Raw genomic sequence first — 16,747 nt, 5'->3', positions numbered from 1 at the left:
TTGAGGCCTGGGTGTATCTGGGCATGCTACGCTTGTTGGTGAAGCGGCTGGCCAGGGCCGCGTAGCTGGCCGTGGAGAGCTTTTACGACAGCCTCTAACACCCCATGCTGGCTTGCGCCAGCATGGGGGCCCCCGGAAAAGAACGCCCAAAGGGTAGAAAAAGCGCCCCGGGAGGCCAGAAGCCTGCCCCGAGGGGGGTAGCCTTTCCCACCCCTCGCGGAGAGGCAAAGGGTCCCTTAAGATAGGGGCATATGCGGGTTGCCCTTTTCATTGACGGGTCCTACATGTACCAGGCGGCCAGGCGCCTGGGCTGGAACGTGGACCATCGGCGGGTGATCACCCAGTTCGCCACCCCCGAGCAACTATACAACGCCTTCTACTACGTGCCCATCACCGATCCCGAGGACGAACGCCAGCAACGCTTCATTGACGCCCTGGTTTTCATGGGCTACACGGTGCGGAGCCGCCTGGTGCGGGGGGAGGCCCGCTTTGAGGCCATGATGGCCACGGACCTCCTCACCACCGCCCCCCGCTGGGACCGGGCCATCGTGGCCTCGGGCTCCGGGGACCTGGTGCACACCTTCCAGGCCCTAAGGGCCCTGGGCAAGGAACTTTACCTCCTGGGACTCCATGAGCTCGCCGACCTGGAGCTTCGCAACCAGGCCGACCGCTTCCTGAACCTCCCCGAATGGCGGGAGGTGTTGGAAAGGACCATGGGGGGGCGGCGCACCTACGCCGGGTATCCCCTCGAGGCCACGGTGGAGATGCCCCCTGCCCCAGCGGAGGAGACCGACGCCTAGGCGGAGGCCCTAAAAAGACGAGTTCCCCAGCGGAAACAAGTCTTTAGCCCGTGCCCCTAGGTCCCTGGCCCGCCTTTGTGCTCCTCCTTCTTTTCTTCCTGGCCCTGCCCCAAGCCCCCGCCCCGCCCCCCTCCCCAAGCCTCAGGGACCTCCTCCCCTACCCCAAGGAGGAGCGGGAGGCTCTTGTGGCCCTCTACCTCGCCCAGAAGACGAGCCTACACCTCCTCCTCGGAAAGGAGGCCGCCCGGGCCTACGACCGCCTCCTCCGCCTGGAGCTTAAGAACCAGCTCTCCGGCAAGCGCTCGGCCTTTTCCCGTCCGGAAGACGCCCTGAGGGCCGCCCACCGCTGGATCCTGGCCGTAGGCCAGGCGGTGCGGAAGGGCCCCGTCCACCTGGAAGGCCTACCCACCGCCCCCCACCACGTGCTGCCCCACGCCGGGGAGATCCGGGCGGCGGCGGGGGCCCTGCGGCTTCCCCCGGGCGTGCTGGCCGCCATCGTGGACAACGAGCAGTACGGGGGGGACAAGGCCCTGGGCCTCTCCCGGGGGGTGCGGGAGGTGGCGGACACCCTGGCCGAGGGGCTGGCGGAGGCCCAAGGGCAAGTCCCCCTAAGCCGCACCCTGGGCCTGGCCCAGATGAGCTGGGAGGACGCCCTCAAGCAAGAAGCCCGCCTCCTCCGCTTCGGGGCCTGGGACCCGCTAAGGCCCTTCCCCCACACCGAGGCCGAGGCCCGGGAGGCCCTCAAGGACCCCTACCTCAACCTCCTCTTCACCGCGAGCCGCCTACGGGGCTACTTCAACGCCCTCCTCGGCCTCCCGCCGGAGGACACCCGGCCCCTGGAAGACCCCTGGCTCTACTACCTGGGCCCCGCCTGGCACAACTACCCCCTTAGGGCCCAGAACCTGGAGACCTGGGAGGACAGCTTCCACGGCTTCTTCAAGGGCCTTCTCTACCAGGTAGTGCTGGAGGGGCGCTGGGGCCTGGAGGGCCGCCGCCTCCTCCCCCTAAAGGCCTGGGGGCCGGGAGGGCCGGAGCCCCGACCCTCTCCCCTCCCCGGGGTTAGCCCCTAGATGCGCTCCATCCAGGGGAGGGGCTCCCCCGGGGGAAGCACGGGCCAGCGCCCCTCCCGCATGTGGCGGAGGATGGCCTCCACCGCCTCTTCCGCCTTCTCCACCCAGGCCCTGGGGTAGAGGGAGCGCTTGGCCAAAAACTCCTCCCGGTCAAAGACCTCGCAGGTGTGGTCGGCGCGGCACTTCACGTCCAGCTCCAGGTCGTACTGGCGGAAGCCCCTTCCCGTCCACTCCGCCGGGGTCTGGACGTTCCAGTAGTACTCCAGGACCCGCCCCTCCCGCACGTCGGGCCCCCCGGAGTACCAGGCCCCGGGGAAGAAGGCCACGTAGGCGTCGTGGTCCAGGATCACGGCCTTGCCCTTGGCGGCGTGGTGGAAGACCCCGCCCTGGGGGAGAAGGGTGAGGACCCCCTCCTCCCGCACCTCCACCACCTCCGCCTCCCAAAAGTAGTGGAGCCTTTCCCCGGGGTACTTCCAAAACTCCACCCGCACCCGCGCCCCGGGAAGGACGGGGAAGCTCACCGCTTGGTGCTGATGCCGAGAAGCTTATAAAGGGCGCAGAAGCCGGTGATGGCGGTGAAGAGCAGGACCACCGCCACGAGGCCCAGGATCCAGCTCCAGGGAGAAGCGGACTGGAAGGCGAAGTAGAAGAGGACCAGGGCCAGGACAAAGCGGATCGCCCGGTCGGTGGTGCTTTCGTTGACCGTCATGGTTCACCTCCTGGCCCCAGTATAGCGGAAGAGGCGGGCCTTCGTGCTACAATAACCCCTTGGCGCGGGCCGTTAGCTCAATCGGTCAGAGCGGCCGGCTCATAACCGGTTGGTTGCAGGTTCAAGTCCTGCACGGCCCACCAGCCCCCTTGCCGGGGGCTTTTCCTTTTGCCACACTTGGGGCGTGGAGCCCCTTGAAGCCTTCCAGACCCTGGACCTCCGGGTGGGCCGGGTGGTGCGGGCCGAGCCCCACCCCAAGGCCAAAAAGCCCAGCTACAAGCTCTGGATAGACTTTGGCCCCCTGGGGGTTAAGCAGAGTTCCGCCCAGATCACCGACCTTTACCGCCCGGAGGACCTCGAGGGCCGCCTGGTGGTGGCGGCGGTGAACCTGGGAACCCGGGTCATCGGGGGCTTCCCCTCGGAGGTTTTGGTCCTGGGGGTGCCGGACGAGGCGGGGCGGGTGGTCCTCCTCGCCCCGGAGCGGGAGGTGCCCCTAGGGGGCAAGGTCTTTTAATCCCAACCCCATGCTGGCTTGCGCCAGCATGGGGGCCCCGGTAAAACCACCCCATGCTGGCTTGCGCCAGCATGGGGGCCCCGGTAAAAGCGATCCCCCGGTTCGGTCATCCCATGCCGCGAAACTAGGGCGCGGGCGCTTAGCGGGTGCGGGTCACCTTGGTGAGGTGCCGGGGCCGGTCCGGGTCTAGACCCCGGGCCCGGGCCAGGGCCTCGGCCAGGGGGTAGAAGCCCTGGACCAGGAGGAGGGGGGTGAGCTCCGGGGCCAAGGCCAGGGGAAGGCGCAAGGGGGTGTCGGCCAGGGCCAGGGCGTCGGGGTCCGGGGAGAGGACGAGGAGGTGGGCCCCCTTGGCCTTGAGGCCCTCCAGGGTAGCGAGGAGACTCTCCCGGGCCTCGTCCCCTTGCACCAAGGCCAGGACGGGGAAACCCGGCTCCAGGAGGGCCTGGGGCCCGTGGAGGAACTCGGCGGCCGAGAGGCCCTCGGCGTGGAGGCCCGCCACCTCCTTGAGCTTGAGGGCGGCCTCGAGGGCCACCGGGTAGGTGAAGCCCCGCCCCAGGGCGAAGAGGTTCTCCGCCTCTTCCAGGTACTCCAGGCTCCCCTCCACCCCTAACGCTCTCGCCATGGCCTCCGGCAGGGCGGGAAGGGCCTCCTCGAGGCGGGGCTCCTCCAGGAGGTGGGCGAGGAGCTGGGCCGTGGCCGCCAGCATGGCCAGGAAGCTCTTGGTGGCCGCCACCGCCCGCTCCTCCCCGGCGTGGAGGGGGAGGACCACCTCCGCCGCCCGGGCTAAGGGGCTCTCCTCCCGGTTCACCAAGGCCACGGTGAGGACCCCTTGGGCCCGGTAGGCCCGCACCGCCTCCACCACGTCGGGGCTCTCCCCGCTTTGGCTAAAGGCCAGGAGAAGGCTTGGAAAAGGCACCTTGGGCCTCGCCCCGTAGAGGGTGAGAACCGAGGGGGCCAGGGAGAGGACGGGCCAGAGGAGGCGGGCCTCGAGGAGGTACTTGGCGAAGAGGGCGGCGTGGTCCGAGCTCCCCCGGGCGGCGGTGAGCACCAGGGCGGGAGGGCGCCGCCGCAAAAAGGCCGCAAGGCTCCGCACCTCGGGCCCGTTCTCCCGAAGGAGGCGCTCCACCACCTTGGGGGCTTCCTCCGCTTCCCGAAGGGTCCAGGAGGCCATGACCCCATGATAAAAACGGAGACCCCTCGCCCAAGCCCTACTCCCTCCCGAGGAGGGGTGGTATACTTCCACGGATGGACCGCATCGTCATCCGGGGCGCGAGGGAGCACAACCTCAAGAACATCAGCCTCGAGCTCCCCCGGGGCAAGTTCATCGTCATCACCGGAGTCTCGGGCTCGGGAAAGAGCACCCTGGCCTTTGACACCCTCTACGCCGAAGGGCAGAGGCGCTACGTGGAAAGCCTCTCCAGCTACGCCCGCCAGTTCCTCGGGGTCATGGACAAGCCCGAGGTGGAGAGCATTGAGGGGCTTTCCCCGGCCATCTCCATTGACCAGAAGACCACGAGCCACAACCCCCGCTCCACCGTGGGCACCGTCACGGAGGTCCACGACTACCTCCGCCTCCTCTTCGCCCGCGTGGGCCAGGCCTACTGCCCCGAGTGCGGCCGCCCCATAGAGAAGCAGTCGGCGAGCGAGATCACCGACCGCCTCCTCCAGCGCCCCCCCGGCACCCGGGCCGTCCTCATGGCCCCCCTGGTGCGGGGAAGAAAGGGGGAGTACAGGAAGCTCTTCCAGCAGCTCATGAAGGAGGGGTACGCCCGGGTGCGGGTGGACGGGGTGGTCTACCTCCTGGAGGAGGCCCAGGGCCTAAACCTGGAGAAGTACGAGAAGCACGACATTGACCTGGTGATTGACCGGGTGGCCCTTAGGGAGGAGGAGCGCCCCCGGATCGCCGAGGCGGTGGAGCTCGCCCTCCTTCGGGGGGAGGGCCTCATGCGGGTCCTCTACCCGGATACCGGGGAGGAGGAGCTCTTCTCGGAGAAGTTCGCCTGCCCGGAGCACGGCTCGGTCCTGGAGGAGCTTGAGCCCCGCATCTTCTCCTTCAACAGCCCCTACGGGGCCTGCCCCGCCTGCTCGGGCCTCGGCTACAAGCAGGAGTTTGACCCGGCCCTCATCGTCAACCCCGAGCTCTCCCTGGCCGAGGGGGCCATCCTCCCCTGGTCAAGGGGGCGGGACACGGGGCGGAGCTACCTTTGGGACCGGCTTCGGGCCCTCGCCGAGCACCTGGGCTTTGACCTCAAGACCCCCTTCAAGGACCTGCCGGAGGAGGCGAAGCGGGCCGTGCTCTACGGCCTTCCCGAGCCCTTTGAGGTGGTCTTTCGCCGGGGGGGCAAGGAGACCCTCCGGGTGGAGGTCCACTACGAGGGGGTCATCCCCTGGCTGGAGAAGCGCTACCAGGAGGCGGACTCCGAGGGGGTGCGGGAGGCCCTCGAGGCCTTCATGTCCATGAAGCCCTGCCCGGTCTGCGGGGGGACCCGCTACAAGAAGGAGGTGCTCTCCGTGCGGGTGGCGGGGAGGAACATCGCCGAGGTCTCGGCCCTTCCCGTGCGGGAGGCCTTGGAGTTCTTCCAGGGCCTGGAGGAGAGGCTCTCCCCCTTCCAGGCCCAGATCGCCAGGCCCATCCTCCGGGAGATCGTGGAGCGCCTGGGCTTCCTGGTGGGGGTGGGCCTGGACTACCTCACCCTGGACCGGGCGGCCAACACCCTCTCCGGGGGCGAGGCCCAGAGGATCCGGCTGGCCACCCAGGTGGGCTCGGGCCTCACCGGGGTGCTCTACGTCCTGGACGAGCCCAGCATCGGCCTCCACCCCCGGGACAACCAGCGCCTCATCGCCACCCTGAAGCGCCTCCAGGCCCTGGGCAACACCCTCGTCGTGGTGGAGCACGACGAGGAGACCATGCGGGCCGCCGACTGGATCGTGGACATGGGCCCCGGGGCGGGGGTCCACGGGGGGGAGGTGGTGGCGGAGGGCCCCCTGGAGGCCATTCTGCAAAACCCCAAGAGCCTCACCGGAGCCTACCTCCGGGGTGAGAAGAGGATCCCCGTGCCCAAAGAGCGGCGCAAGGGAAACGGCAAGTGGCTCGTGCTTAGGGGGGCGAGGGAGCACAACCTGAAAAACGTCACCCTGAGGATCCCCTTGGGCCGCTTCGTGGCCGTGACCGGCCCTTCGGGAAGCGGCAAGAGCACCCTCATCCACGACGTCCTCTACGCCGCCCTGGCCCAAAGGCTCATGCGGGCCAAGACCACCCCCGGGGCCTACGAGGCCCTGGAGGGGGTGGAGCACCTGGACAAGGTGATTGAGATTGACCAGTCCCCCATCGGCCGCACCCCTCGGTCCAACCCCGCCACCTACACGGGCATCTTTGACGAGATCCGCGACCTCTTCGCCAAGACCCCGGAGGCGAGGAAGCGGGGGTACGGCCCAGGCCGCTTCTCCTTCAACGTGAAGGGGGGGCGGTGCGAGGCCTGCGGCGGGGACGGCACGGTGAAGATCGAGATGCTCTTCCTGCCCGACCTCTACGTCCCCTGCGAGGTGTGCAAGGGCAAGCGCTACAACAAGGAGACCCTCGAGGTCAAGCTCCGGGGGAAGAGCATCGCCGACGTCCTGGACATGACCGCCGAGGAGGCCCTGGATTTCTTCCAGAACGTTCCCACCATCGCCCGCAAGCTCCAGCTCATGGTGGACGTGGGCCTGGGGTACATGCGCCTGGGCCAGCCCTCCCCCACCCTCTCGGGGGGCGAGGCCCAAAGGATCAAGCTCGCCACGGAGCTCGGCCGCAAGTCCACGGGCCGCACCCTCTACATCCTGGACGAGCCCACCACCGGGCTCCACTTTGAGGACGTGGCCAAGCTCCTCTCGGTGCTTCACCGCCTGGTGGACGCGGGCAACACCGTGGTGGTCATTGAGCACAACCTGGACGTGGTGAAGACCGCGGACTGGGTCATTGACCTGGGCCCCGAGGGGGGGGACCGGGGCGGGGAGATCGTGGCCGAGGGAACCCCGGAGGAGGTGGCCCTCACGGGGAGCCCCACCGGGGTGTTCCTGGCCAGGATCCCGGAGATCGCCGAGCGCCTCGAGGTGGCGGCGGACTGAGGTCATCCCATCCTGGCCTGCGCCAGCACGGGGTGGGATTACGGGCCTCTCTTCGCCTTGGCCTGGGTGCCCGGCGCTAAGTCCTGGCTCCGGGCGAGGATGCCCTCCAAGGCCAAGGAAAGGGACTTCTCCAGCTCCTCGGAAAGGCCTCGGTGGGGCGTGTAGGCGGCCCAGCGCAGGGCGGAGAGGAAGTAGAGGTCGGCCAGGGTGCGCCCCATGCGCTCCAGGGAGAGGTCCTGGCGCACCACCCCTTTCTCCCGCAGGGGCCTTAGCACCTCGGCGATGAGGTCCCCTAAGGGGAGGGCCTCAAAGGCGGTCTTGGCCCGGATGGGGTCGGGGTTTAAGAGCTCGTAGAGGAGGGGAAGGAGGAGGTCCTTCTCCTCCTCGGTGGCCTTGGCCACTTCCTGAAGGAGAAAGCGGAGAACGGCCAAAGGGTCCATCCCCTGGGCCAGACGGCGGCGCACCTCCTCCCTGAGCCTGGAGAGGAGGAGGCTCCCGTAGTCCAGAAGGACCGCCTCCTTGTAAGGGTAGTAGTTGAAGAAGGTGCCGCGGGAGACGTGGGCGGCCTTGGCGATGTCCGTGGCCGTGGTGGCCTGGAAGCCGCGCTCGCGGAAAAGGTTCATGGCCGCCTGGAAGATCCGGTCGCGGCGGCGCTTTTTCTGGTACTCCCGGACGCCCATGGGGTAAGTGTACTTCCCTAAAAACTCAAAGCTCAATCGCCTTGCCGGCCCAGTCCGAGAGGGCCGGGAGCAAGGCGAGGCCGCCTTGGGTGGCGTAGACCTTCCCCTCCCGGTGGAAGCCCCCCGGCACCACCCAGTAGCCCAGGGCCCGAAGGGCCTCCGCCACCTCCCCCGGGGCCGCCACCTCCTTTGGAAGCCTCCCCGCCTCCGCCAAGAAGAGGTGGGCGTTGAAGCCCAGGAAGACGGCCTCGAGGCCCTCCCACACCTCCTCCAAAAAGGCGAGCCAGGAGGCGTCCTTGGCGGGGCGCTCGGGCCTCCTGGCCCCGGGGATGAGGAGGGCCTTTGGGGGCGGGGCCGCCGGGAAGGCGTAGGTGGGGGTCCAAACCGAGCCCGCCAGGGCCAAGGTGCCCTTCCGCCCCTTGGCCACGGTGTAGGCGGGGATCTCCAGGCGCCGGGCGGCCTCGAGGGCCAAGGCGGCCTCGAGCTCGGAAAACTCCGGGAGGAGGAGGACGGCGAGCACCTTTCGCCCATTATGGCAGAAGGCGGAAGAGGAGCTCGGCCGCCTCCCCCCGGGAGACGGCCTCCGGGCCCTCCACCCCAGCCTCCCCCAGGGCCAGCAGGAGCTGGTTGAGGAGCCGGCGCCCGAGGGGGCGCTGCAGCTCCTCCCGGTAGAGCTCCCTGGCCTTCAGCACCACCCGGAGGCGGTCCTCCAGGCCCTTGGCCCGGTAGTAGTGTTCAAGATTTGCCAGAAAGTCCCCCAGGAGGATGGGGTTGGCGAGGCCCAGGCTTCCCTTCAGGTAGTAGGGTCCGGCGAAGAGGCCCCGCCGGAGGAGGCGCACCGCCTCCCGGAAGCCCCGCCTCCCCTCCTCCGGCCGCCCCCTCTCCTCGGAGGAAAGCCGGGCGCCCCGCTCCAGGAGACGCTTGCGCAGGGCCTCCACCCCGCTTGGGCTCTGGGCGAGCTGGTGGAAGTCCACCAAGGGGGCCTTCTCCAGCCCCGCCTGGGGGGCCTTGCGCAGGAGGGCCGCCGCCACCCCCGCCGCCTCTCCCAGGGCCATCTGCAGGGGCACCACCCGGGCGGAGAAGGCGGCGGCGCTGTCAAACCCGGCCGCCTGGGAGACCACGAGGAGGTTCCGGAGCTCCCGGGGCACCAGGGCGCGGAAGGGCACGCCGTAGGGGGCCGGGGTGCCGAGGAGGTAGGGGGTCTCCCCGGGGAAGTAGGCCTGGCCGTCCAGGGGGTACCCCCCGAGGGCCACGGCGTCGGGGAAGTTCCTGCCCAGGAGCACCTCCTCGGCCCGGAGGCGGTAGAGGGCCTTTAGGTGGCGGCTTTCCCTGAGGTAGAGGGCCGGGGCCACGCCGGCGAGCCGGGCCGTGCCGAAGAGCAGGGGGTCCTTTTCCCGCAGATAGGCCACCACCCGGTCGGCCTCCAGGGCCGCCTCGGCCCGGACGCGCTCCAGGGCCAGGGGATCCGTCCCGTCCACCCCGAAGATGAGGAGGGCGTTCACCAGGAGGCTCCCGTCGTCCTGACGGGCCAGGTTGAGGCCGCGGAGGGCGTAGCGGGCGGGGTCGGAAGGGACGTACCCCCGCGCCAGGTCGCCAAACCCCCACCCGCTCCGCCCCCAGGCCCCGGCCCCCGTGCGCCGGACCTGGCCGTCGTAGTTCAAGGCCAAAAGAACCGCCCCCCAGGGGACGCCCTCCAGGCGGAAGACCAGGGTGGCGGCCATGGCCCTCTGGTCCAGCCCCGTGTCCTCCCGCCCCAGGGTAAAGGAGGCCCCGGCGCGGAAGGCCAGCTCGGCGGTGTCCGTGGCGTCCACGAAATAGAGGGCCGGGTAGGTCCCCTTGGGGGTGGCGAGGGCAAGGAGCCTCGAGCCCTCCCTCTCCAGGCGGTCTATGGGCTCCTCGAGGCGCACCTCCGCCCCGGCCTCCCGGAGCATGGCCCAAAGGACCCGTTCCGCCTCCCTCACGTCAAAGGAGGCCTCCTGCCCGACGCGGCGGTAGAACTCCCGGAAGAGGCCGGCCTGGAGGAGCCCTTCCCGGTCCTTGGCCAGGTCCAGGGTGGCGAGCCACCCCTGGGTGAGCACCCCCCCTACGCCCCGCCCAGGCTCCAGGAGGAGTACCTTAAGCCCCTCCTGGGCCGCGGCCACCGCCGCCGCCACCCCTTGGGGCGTGGCCCCGTAGACCACGAGGTCGTACTGGGCAAGCCCCAAGCCCAGGAAAAGCGCGAGGGCAAGCCAGCGCACGGCCCTTAAGGAAGTTGGGCCTTGGCCTCCTGGTACTCCGCCACCAGGCGGGCCACCACCTCCTTGGCCGAGGGGATCTCGCGGATGAAGGCCACCCCGTGCCCAGCGGAGTAGACCTCCTTCCAGGCCTTGCCCCCTCCTTGGCGGAAGCGCTCCAGGGACTCCCGGAGGAAGTTGGCGGGGACCCCCGTGACCTCGGGGGTGTACTCTATGTCCTCCGGCTGGGCGCGGAGAAGGGCTTCCTTGTACTCCAAAGGCGCCCCCGACTCCAGGGTGGCGATGAAGCGGGTGCCGATATAGGCCCCGTCCCCCAGGGCCAAGGCGGCGAGGACCTGCCTGCCGGTGGCGATCCCCCCGGCGATGAGCACCGGCACCCCTAGCTCCTCCCGAAGCCAGGGCCCGAGGACGAAGGGGCTCACCCTCCCGGCGTGCCCCCCGGCCCCCGAGGCCACGGCCACCAGGGCGTCCGCCCCGGCCTCCACCGCCTTTTTCCCGTGCCTTAGGCCCACCACGTCGCACCAGACCACGCCGCCATAGGCCCTGACCCGCTCCACCACCCAGGTGGGGTCCCCAAGGGAGGTGACCACCAGGGGGACCTTGCGCTCCACCACGGCCTTAAGGTCCTCCTTCAGGCGGGGGTTGTCCTTCAGGATGAGGTTCACCCCGAAGGGCACCCCCTGGGGAAAACTCTCCAAGAACTCCTGAAAGGCCTGGTGGGTGCGGAAGTTGAGGCTCGGGATCACCCCGATCCCCCCCGCCTCCGCCACCGCCTGGAGAAGGGGGGCGTTAGACACCAAAAACATGGGCGCGGCCACGATGGGGTAGCGGATGCCCAGCATCCGGGTGACGGCGGTCTCCATGTGGGGGATTTTACCGGGTTCAAAGGATAATCGGGGGGTGGAACCGGACTCTTCTGGCTGGCCCTCGGGCTTGGGGGGCTTTTGGGAAGCCTCCTCGCGGGCCAGGTGGCCCGCCTCCCCCTGGGCCCAAGCCCCTACCACCTGCCCCTTCTGGTTTCCACGGGCCTAAGGCTTTTGGTGGTCTTGCGCTTCCGCCCCTAGGCCCTTGCGCCGCATCTCCCCCCACTGGCCCCGCTTGCGCCACACCTGGAAGGTGGCGAGGAAGCGCTCCAGGGCCAGGACCTGGCGGTAGCCCAAGACCTCGAGGACCCCGAGGAAGAGGAGGACCACCCGGTCCCAAAGCCTGGGGTAGCGCCGGAGGAGGAGGGTCTCCATGCCCACGGCGAGCTGGGAGAGGAGGACCCCGTAGCCCAGGGCGAGGAGGAGGAAGAGGAGGGCGAAGTCCAGGTTGAGCATTCCCAGGAGGTAGAAGACGGGAAGGAGCAGGTAGCCCAGCACCTCCACCACCGGGCCCAGGGCCTCAAAGAGGAGGAAGTAGGGCATGGCCAGAAGGCCGAGCCGCCCGTAGCGGGGGTTGAAGAGCATGGGCCAGTGGGCGAGGAGGACCTCCCAAAGGCCCCGGTGCCAGCGGTTGCGCTGCCGCCTCAGGGTGGTCCAGTCCGAGGGCACCTCGGTGTAGCAGATGGGGTCCGGGGTGTAGAGGATGCGGTAGTCCCGCCCCTCCTCCCGGGCCCGGCGGTGCAGGCGCACCACGAGCTCCATGTCCTCCCCCACGGTGTCCGTGCGGTAGCCCCCCACCCTCAGGACCTCGGCCCGGCGGAAGAGCCCGAAGGCCCCGGAGATGATGAGGAGGGCGTCCATGGCGCTCCAGCCCGCCCGGCCCATGAAGAAGGCCCGGGCGTACTCAAGGATCTGCATTCTTTCAAGGAATCCGGAGGGAAGGCGGAGCTCCTCCACGATGCCCTCCCGCACCCGGGCCCCGTTCAGGGGGCGGATGGTGCCCCCCACGGCCAGGACCCGCTCGCCCTCCAGGAAGAGGCGGCTTGCCCGAAGCAGGGCCTCGGGGTCCAGGAGGCTGTCGGCGTCCACGGCGCAGAAGAGGGGGTAGCGGGCCAGGTTGAGCCCGGCGTTCAGGGCGTCCGCCTTGCCCCCGTTCTCCTTGTCCACCACTAGGAGGTTGGGGTGGGTGAGGGAGCGGTAGACCCCGCGGACGGGCTTGGTGGGGAGGGCCCTGCGGAAGACCCACTCCACCTGGACCAGGCGGAAGGCCTCCTTCAGGACCTCGAGGGTCCGGTCCTTGGGGCCGTCCGCCACCACGATCACCTCAAACTGGGGGTACTGCAGGGCGAGGAAGGAGCGCACGGAGTCGGCGATGGTCTTCTCCTCGTTGTAGGTGGGGACGAGGATGGAAACGGGAAGGTAGGCCTCCCGCTCCAGGAGGTCCTTCAGGGAAAGCTCGGAAAGCTCCCTTGCGTAGCGGGCCACCCTCCGGAGGCCGAAGAGGGCCGAGACCCCGTAGATGAGGTTGAGGAGGGTGAAGTAGTAGAGAACGAAGATTTGGTAGAAATAGAAGAGGAAAGCTAAGAAGTCCATTCGCGCTCCCGAAGCACCTGGGCCGCCATGGCCCGGCCGTAGGGGTCGGGGTGGGCCTCCGCCGCCTGCCTCAGGGCCTCCGGGTCCAGGGCCGCCAGGGCCTCCGCCGCCGCCCGGCGCACGTAGAAGGAGGGGTCCTTCAGGGCCTCCCAAAGCGCCCTCCGGGCGAGGGCCTTGGGGAGGAGGGGAAGGGCGCGGGCCGCCTGCGCCCGCAAGAACTCCTCCCCGTGGCGCAGGAGGGAGAGGAGGGAGGCCTCCCGTCCCTCCGGGGGGTAGCCCAGGCGGGCGAGGGCCCTGAGGGCGGCGGCTTGCACCTCGGGGTCTTCGGCCTCCAGGAAGGGGGGCACCTTCTCGGCCAGGGCGTGGAGGCGGAGGCGGCCTATGGCCTCCAGGGCGGCCCACACCGCCTCCTTATTCCCCTTCTCCAAGAAGAGGGCGGCCACCGGCGGGGCCCGGTCCTCCAGGAGGAGGAGGGCCTCGAGGAGCGCCCCCCGGGAAAGCCCCGAGGCGAGAAGGGCCTCCCCCAGGCGCAAGACCCCCTCGCCCTGGGCCACCCGGGCCCCGGCCCGGGCCGCCGCCAGGCGGAGGACGGGGTCGGGGTGGGCCAGGTAGGGCAGGATGGCCTCCAGGGTCTCCGGGAGGCGGGCGAGGCCCAGGGCCTCCAGGGCCTCGAGGCGCTCGGGCTTGGTGAGGAAGCGCCGCCCCAAGAGGCGGGCCCAGGGGGGAGAGGCCCTTCGGAGCCAGTCCGCCACCTGCTCCCCGGCCTCCCCCTTGAGCATCTCCCGGAGGCGGAGGAGGGCCCGAAGGGCGGGCTCGGGCCAAGGGGGGGGCGGGAGGGAAGCCTCCCCGAAGAGGGCCTCGGTGAAGAGGCGGAGCCAGCGGTCAAAGGTCTCCCGCTCCCAGGCCTCCCTCGAGGCGGAGTAGGCGTGGTAGAGGAGGACATAGGCCCCGAGGAGGACGAGGGCGAGGGCGGTAAGGGCCAGGGCCTGGAGGAGGGCCGCCTCTACCTGGGAAAAGCCCGCCCAGCCCATGAGCCTAGCGGAGAAGAGGAACACCAAGGCCCCCAGGGCGTAGGCCTCCAGGGCCAGAACCCCGAAGACCAAAAGGGCGTAAAGCCGCTCACCGCGCCGCCACATGCCGCTCCAGGCGGAGGAGGAGCTCCTTAGGACTAAAGGGCTTGGTGAGGTAGTCCTGGGCCCCAAGCCTCAGGGCCTCCAGGACGTGGTGCTCCTGCTTGAGCCCGGAGAGGACCACCACGGGGGTGTCCCTCTTGAGGTCCTGCCGGAGGTGGCGGAGGAGGTCCAGGCCGAAGCCCCCGGGAAGGTTCAGGTCCAGGACCACGGCGTCCCAGGGCTCGGCCAGGGCCCGCTTGCCCGCGGGGAAGTCCCGGGCCAGGTGGACCTGGTGGCCCGCCCGCCTGAGGGCGAGCTCCAGCACCTGGGCCACCGCCGGGTCGTCCTCCACCACCAGCACCCGGGCCATGGTCCTCATTCTATCCGGGCCAAGAGGGCCTTTACCTCGGGGTCAGGGTTTAGGCGGAGTTCCTCCCGCAAAAGGCCCTTGGCCTCCTCCTTCCTCCCCCCCTCCAGGAGGGCCTTGGCCAGGGTGAAGCGGGCCAGGGGGTAGTCGGGCTTGAGGGAGAGCACCTGCCGGGCCAAAAGCTCGGCCTCCCGGGCCCGCCCCAGGGCGAGGACCGCCTCGGCCAGGCCCCAGCGGGCGTCCAGGTTGCCGGGGTCCTGGGCCAGGACCCGCCGGTAGTTCTCCTCCGCCTCGGCGGGGCGGCCCATGTGGTAGAGGAGCCGGGCGTAGCGCACCCGGACGTCGGGGCTGTCCAAAAGGGCGAGGGACTTCTCGTAGAGGAGCTTGGCCTCGGCGTGGCGGCCCTGGAGGTAGAGGGCGAAGGCGAGCTCCCCAAGGGCCTCGGCGTCGTCGGGGAAGGCGGCCACCGCCCGCCTCAAATAGGCCTCGGCGCCCCCAGGGTCCTTGGGGAGGAGGGCCTTGCCCCGGTAAAAGCTGTAGCGCTCCCGGAAGGGCACGGGGTCGGAGGGGAAGCCCTCGAGGCCCACCTCGTCCAGGGCGAAGGCGCGCACCTCCGAAAGGCGGTCCGCCTGGGGCCGGTAGAGGAAGAGGCTCCCCTCTCCCTTGGCCGAGAGGACCACCCGCCCCCCGCTTCGCACCTCCACCCGGAAGCCCCGGGCCCCCTCGGGAAGGAGGAGGCGGAAGGCCACCTCCCCCCCCTCTCCCTGGGCGGGGCGCACCAGGGGAGCAGGAAAGAGCTTCCGGCGCACCCCCGTGCCCAAGACCGCCCCCTCCCCGGAAGGAAGCCGCTCCTTCCCCAAGGCCACCTCTCCCCGGTAGAGGGAAAGCCGGGCCCTCTCGCCCCGGGAAAGGCGGAGATGGGTCCCAAGGGGCTTCACCTCCCCTTCCGGGGTGGAGAGGGCGAGGGGCACCGAAGCCTCGCGCAGGGCCTCCACCCCGCCCCTAAGGAGCCGCACCTGGACCCTCTCCCCCCCGCCCCAGAGGCTCCGCCAGCGCCGGGCCTCCCCCTGGGCGTCCGGGCTGAAGGCGAGCTCCAGGCCGGAAAGGCGCACCACCTCCCCCGAGGGCACGGCCCCGAAGGCCCGGGTGCCCAGGGAAGCAGGGTAGATGGGCAGGCGGGTCAGGGCGAGGAAGGCCAGGGCGAGGAGGAGAAGCCGGCCCACGGGGGCCCGCCTCCCGGGCCTGGGCCTGGGGAGGAGGAGGAGGAAGGTGCTTCCCCGCCCCAGGCGGCTCTTGAGGCGCACCTCTCCCCCGTGGGCCTCGAGGACCCGCTTCACCAGGGCAAGCCCGAGCCCCGTGCCCTCGGCCTCCCCCCGGGTGGAGGCCCGGTAGAAGGGCTCAAACACCTTCTCCTGCTCCTCCTTGGGGATGCCGGGCCCCGTGTCGGCGACGGCGACGCCGTACTGGTCCCGCCCCACGAGGAGCCGCACCGCCACCTTGCCCCCTTTTGGGGTGTACTTGATGGCGTTGTTGAGCACGTTGAGCACGGCTTGGTAGAGCCAGTCCGGGTCCCCGTAGACCCAGGCCTCCCCCCGGGGGAGGGTAAGCCGCAGGGCGACGCCTTTCCTCCGGGCCAGGGGCCGGACCTCCTCGGCCGCCTGGGAGAGAAGGGCCTTAAGGTCCACCCGCTCGCTCTTTAGGCGCACCCCCTGGCCGAGCTTCAGGTACTCCTGGGCCTTCTCCAAAAGCTCCCGGATGCGCCGGGCGCTCCTTTCGGCGATCTCCAGAAGCTCCTTGGCCTCCTCGGGCAGCCCCTCGGTCTCCAGAGCAAGCTCCAAGGCCCCGAGGACGCTCATGAGGGGGTTCTTGATCTCGTGGAGGAGGAGGCGGAGAAGCCTGGCCGTCTCGTCTTGGGCCCGGAGGAGGGCGAGCTCCCGCTCCCTCAGGGCCAAGACCTCCTGGAAGGCCCCGAGGAGGAGGCGCAGGGCCTCGAGGGTCTCCGGGCCTGGGGGGCGGCTGCCCGTCCAATAAAGGGCGGCCTCCCCCTCCTCCAGAAGCTTTTCCCCCCGCAAGGGGCCCTCGGGCAGAACCGCCCCCCGAAAGACCAGCTGCACCGAGTAGCGGCGCAGAAGGCCCGACAGAAAGGCCAGGTCCCCAGGGGGGTTCTGAACCATGGCCCCAGTATAGGAGAGGCGCTCGAAAACCCCGTGAAAACCTAGGGTCTGGGAGCCATGACCACCAGGAGAAGGGCGGGGCTTCCCGACGCGTTCCTCACCCCGTGAGGCACCCCCGCCGGGGCCAAAACAGCCATCCCCGGGGCCAGAAGGGCCTCCTCCTCTCCCACGCGGGCCACCACCTCCCCTTCCAGCACGTAGTACACCTTGTCCGAGCCTTCGTGAGCGTGTACCTTTTGGGCCTGCCCTGGCAGAAGGGCGTAAAGGTCGTAAAGCATCCTCTCCGAATGGAAGACGGGGATCTTGGCCATCTTTTCTGGGTCGTAGCGCACCAGACTCTTCAAATCCCGGATCTCCATGACGCAAGTCTACCAGACGGGCACACCCTGAGCTCTGATCACTTTGAGGGCTGGGCCTTGACAAGGGAAGAGAAGAGGGGGGCAAGTAAGGGTGGACTGGACCTTCGCGGAAGACGGCAGGCACCAGGCCCTGGTGGCCGCACTTCCCCTCAAGGGAAGGGCCCTGGT

Annotated in this window: 16 protein-coding genes and 1 tRNA gene; 5 read left to right on the top strand and 12 right to left on the bottom strand. The window is 69.8% G+C overall.

The window, feature by feature from the left end:
- Positions 1–251: 251 nt before the first annotated feature.
- The gene (locus AC01Y6_RS07025; RefSeq protein ID WP_347241649.1) at positions 252–800 is read left to right on the top strand and encodes a LabA-like NYN domain-containing protein; all 549 of its coding nucleotides are present in this window, start codon (positions 252–254) and stop codon (positions 798–800) included.
- A gap of 50 nt (positions 801–850) precedes the next feature.
- On the top strand, positions 851–1,870 hold the full coding sequence (locus AC01Y6_RS07020) for a hypothetical protein (RefSeq protein WP_476670862.1): 1,020 nt from the start codon (positions 851–853) through the stop codon (positions 1,868–1,870).
- Here the strand turns inward: AC01Y6_RS07020 and AC01Y6_RS07015 are convergent.
- Both AC01Y6_RS07015 and AC01Y6_RS07010 read right to left on the bottom strand, forming a co-directional pair.
- Positions 1,867–2,391 carry a DUF402 domain-containing protein gene (locus tag AC01Y6_RS07015; RefSeq protein ID WP_476670861.1) on the bottom strand — a complete coding sequence of 175 codons (525 nt, stop codon included), beginning with the start codon at positions 2,389–2,391 and terminating at the stop codon, positions 1,867–1,869. The genes AC01Y6_RS07020 and AC01Y6_RS07015 overlap by 4 nt on opposite strands.
- Positions 2,388–2,579, bottom strand: a complete 192-nt coding sequence (locus AC01Y6_RS07010) for a YgaP family membrane protein (protein WP_347241652.1) — start codon at positions 2,577–2,579, stop codon at positions 2,388–2,390. The genes AC01Y6_RS07015 and AC01Y6_RS07010 overlap by 4 nt, the downstream gene beginning before the upstream one ends.
- A 66-nt stretch (positions 2,580–2,645) precedes the next feature.
- Between AC01Y6_RS07010 and AC01Y6_RS07005 the strand changes: the two genes are divergently transcribed.
- Positions 2,646–2,722, top strand: a tRNA-Ile gene (locus AC01Y6_RS07005).
- A gap of 41 nt (positions 2,723–2,763) precedes the next feature.
- The gene (locus AC01Y6_RS07000; RefSeq protein ID WP_428719886.1) at positions 2,764–3,093 is read left to right on the top strand and encodes a tRNA-binding protein; all 330 of its coding nucleotides are present in this window, start codon (positions 2,764–2,766) and stop codon (positions 3,091–3,093) included.
- Between the two features lie 139 nt (positions 3,094–3,232).
- Here the strand turns inward: AC01Y6_RS07000 and AC01Y6_RS06995 are convergent, their stop codons facing one another.
- Positions 3,233–4,264 carry an SIS domain-containing protein gene (locus AC01Y6_RS06995; protein ID WP_476670860.1) on the bottom strand — a complete coding sequence of 344 codons (1,032 nt, stop codon included), beginning with the start codon at positions 4,262–4,264 and terminating at the stop codon, positions 3,233–3,235.
- A gap of 74 nt (positions 4,265–4,338) precedes the next feature.
- On the opposite strand from AC01Y6_RS06995, the gene uvrA reads away from it, so the two are divergent.
- Positions 4,339–7,197 carry an excinuclease ABC subunit UvrA gene (uvrA, locus tag AC01Y6_RS06990; RefSeq protein ID WP_476670858.1) on the top strand — a complete coding sequence of 953 codons (2,859 nt, stop codon included), beginning with the start codon at positions 4,339–4,341 and terminating at the stop codon, positions 7,195–7,197.
- Between the two features lie 38 nt (positions 7,198–7,235).
- On the opposite strand, the gene AC01Y6_RS06985 is transcribed toward uvrA, so the two are convergent.
- The 9 genes from AC01Y6_RS06985 to AC01Y6_RS06945 form a co-directional block, all read right to left on the bottom strand.
- On the bottom strand, positions 7,236–7,877 hold the full coding sequence (locus AC01Y6_RS06985; RefSeq protein ID WP_347240193.1) for a TetR/AcrR family transcriptional regulator: 642 nt from the start codon (positions 7,875–7,877) through the stop codon (positions 7,236–7,238).
- 25 nt (positions 7,878–7,902) lie between these two features.
- Positions 7,903–8,397, bottom strand: coding sequence for a hypothetical protein (locus tag AC01Y6_RS06980; RefSeq protein WP_428719883.1), 495 nt, complete (start codon positions 8,395–8,397; stop codon positions 7,903–7,905).
- A gap of 10 nt (positions 8,398–8,407) precedes the next feature.
- A complete protein-coding gene (locus AC01Y6_RS06975) occupies positions 8,408–10,114 on the bottom strand; it encodes an FAD-dependent oxidoreductase (protein ID WP_476670856.1) in 1,707 nt (568 codons plus the stop codon).
- 5 nt (positions 10,115–10,119) lie between these two features.
- The gene (locus AC01Y6_RS06970) at positions 10,120–10,974 is read right to left on the bottom strand and encodes an NAD(P)H-dependent flavin oxidoreductase (protein ID WP_476670854.1); all 855 of its coding nucleotides are present in this window, start codon (positions 10,972–10,974) and stop codon (positions 10,120–10,122) included.
- 165 nt (positions 10,975–11,139) lie between these two features.
- Entirely contained in the window at positions 11,140–12,567 is a 1,428-nt protein-coding gene (locus AC01Y6_RS06965) for a glycosyltransferase family 2 protein (protein ID WP_476670852.1), read from the bottom strand.
- Positions 12,555–13,703 (bottom strand): HEAT repeat domain-containing protein, encoded by a 1,149-nt coding sequence (locus AC01Y6_RS06960; protein ID WP_476670851.1) that lies wholly within the window; start codon positions 13,701–13,703, stop codon positions 12,555–12,557. The genes AC01Y6_RS06965 and AC01Y6_RS06960 overlap by 13 nt, the downstream gene beginning before the upstream one ends.
- Positions 13,687–14,049, bottom strand: coding sequence for a response regulator transcription factor (locus AC01Y6_RS06955; protein ID WP_347240186.1), 363 nt, complete (start codon positions 14,047–14,049; stop codon positions 13,687–13,689). Before AC01Y6_RS06955 ends, AC01Y6_RS06960 begins: the two co-directional genes overlap by 17 nt.
- 5 nt (positions 14,050–14,054) lie before the next feature.
- A complete protein-coding gene (locus AC01Y6_RS06950) occupies positions 14,055–16,220 on the bottom strand; it encodes an ATP-binding protein (protein ID WP_476670850.1) in 2,166 nt (721 codons plus the stop codon).
- 41 nt (positions 16,221–16,261) lie between these two features.
- Positions 16,262–16,579 carry a cupin domain-containing protein gene (locus tag AC01Y6_RS06945; protein WP_428719877.1) on the bottom strand — a complete coding sequence of 106 codons (318 nt, stop codon included), beginning with the start codon at positions 16,577–16,579 and terminating at the stop codon, positions 16,262–16,264.
- Positions 16,580–16,747 lie beyond the last annotated feature (168 nt).

The sequence above is a fragment of the Thermus sp. genome (genome assembly GCF_056332225.1).
Note: the sequence above shows the minus strand (reverse complement) of the source record. Positions and strands in the feature narration are given on the sequence as shown.

Bases quoted from the DNA above. Each gene is read 5' to 3' on its own strand.
- AC01Y6_RS07025 (WP_347241649.1), top strand. From the start codon at position 252: ATGCGGGTTGCCCTTTTCATTGACGGGTCCTACATGTACCAGGCGGCC.
- AC01Y6_RS07010 (WP_347241652.1), bottom strand. From the start codon at position 2,579: ATGACGGTCAACGAAAGCACCACCGACCGGGCGATCCGCTTTGTCCTG.
- AC01Y6_RS06995 (WP_476670860.1), bottom strand. From the start codon at position 4,264: ATGGCCTCCTGGACCCTTCGGGAAGCGGAGGAAGCCCCCAAGGTGGTG.
- uvrA (WP_476670858.1), top strand. From the start codon at position 4,339: ATGGACCGCATCGTCATCCGGGGCGCGAGGGAGCACAACCTCAAGAAC.
- AC01Y6_RS06985 (WP_347240193.1), bottom strand. From the start codon at position 7,877: ATGGGCGTCCGGGAGTACCAGAAAAAGCGCCGCCGCGACCGGATCTTC.
- AC01Y6_RS06970 (WP_476670854.1), bottom strand. From the start codon at position 10,974: ATGGAGACCGCCGTCACCCGGATGCTGGGCATCCGCTACCCCATCGTG.
- AC01Y6_RS06965 (WP_476670852.1), bottom strand. From the start codon at position 12,567: ATGGACTTCTTAGCTTTCCTCTTCTATTTCTACCAAATCTTCGTTCTC.
- AC01Y6_RS06960 (WP_476670851.1), bottom strand. From the start codon at position 13,703: ATGTGGCGGCGCGGTGAGCGGCTTTACGCCCTTTTGGTCTTCGGGGTT.
- AC01Y6_RS06955 (WP_347240186.1), bottom strand. From the start codon at position 14,049: ATGGCCCGGGTGCTGGTGGTGGAGGACGACCCGGCGGTGGCCCAGGTG.
- AC01Y6_RS06950 (WP_476670850.1), bottom strand. From the start codon at position 16,220: ATGGTTCAGAACCCCCCTGGGGACCTGGCCTTTCTGTCGGGCCTTCTG.
- AC01Y6_RS06945 (WP_428719877.1), bottom strand. From the start codon at position 16,579: ATGGAGATCCGGGATTTGAAGAGTCTGGTGCGCTACGACCCAGAAAAG.